This window comes from Leptospira perolatii (genome assembly GCF_002811875.1).
GTDB classification, from domain to species: Bacteria; Spirochaetota; Leptospiria; order Leptospirales; family Leptospiraceae; genus Leptospira_B; species Leptospira_B perolatii.
In genome coordinates this window covers 1-964 of record NZ_NPDZ01000040.1, presented here as the reverse complement: position 1 = coordinate 964, position 964 = coordinate 1, and the positions used below count along the sequence as shown (strand labels likewise).

The 964-nt window shown below is 42.4% G+C and carries 1 protein-coding gene; it reads left to right on the top strand.

The annotated features are described in order from the left end of the window. Window positions 1-964: hypothetical protein (locus CH373_RS18700; RefSeq protein WP_165778874.1), on the top strand; the 964-nt coding region annotated here is incomplete at both ends.

Here is a 964-nt window from a genome sequence, read left to right as displayed (position 1 = left end):
TGATTCAAGTCTGACTGGTGATGCGAGAAGTAACGCGAAGGGTGCACTTTCCGGTTTTAGAACGAGCTATGATACCGGAAGCAAAGAGTGGAATCCGGTATTGACCTTGGCTAGTGCTCCCTTCGGTTCTTTAGATGTTGTATTTTCTAATTTTGGTCAGTCCATCCAGGCTTTCCGTTCTAGTTTGGAAAACAGAAGTGGTATAGGTCAAAAGGTATCTGCCGAACTTTTGGCATTGTATGACGGTTTCAATATAGAGTATGAAGGAAGAAAGGCAGAGCTACAGTTTTTATTGGATGCTAACGGAAGTTCCGATTCGTTAAACGAAATCATACAATCCGCGAAAGAAAAAAGAAATCTAGAAGGGGCCCAAATCAACGAGAAAGCACTTTCACTATTTGAAAGTACGATCAAGGGATTGGATCCGGAAGACAGGAATGTAGACGCAATCTATCTAAAGATATTAAAGGACAGCGACGATAGATTTACGAATTTGCAACTGGGACCGAATGCATTACAAGAGCGTAAAGCGATGGAACTAGTGCTCGATTTTGTACGGACGAATCGGAGTTCTTTGGACAGATCCTTACAATCTAGCGACTATAACGAATTTGTAACTAGTATTTCTAAACAATTATCTTCTGCGGGTAAGATTACCGATTTCTACGAGGACGGCGGAGAATTAACGGAAGCGGAGAGAAATTCCATCCGAGAAAACGGAAGTTCCGACGAAAGAAGAGAACTAAACGAATATTATACATTTGGAAGTACTTTCTTTTTTGGAAAAGCCACAAACCAGGTAGCCGCACTAGGCGCGATTGTAGAGAGACTCGAAGGATTTGCCGGAAACGTACGCTCGGGAGGAATCTTGAGTGCGATTAAGGAAGATTATTTTAGAACCCAGGAAAACAAAACAACCGGGTTGTTAAACGAAATCCACAATGGAGTGAGCGGACTTGGGGGT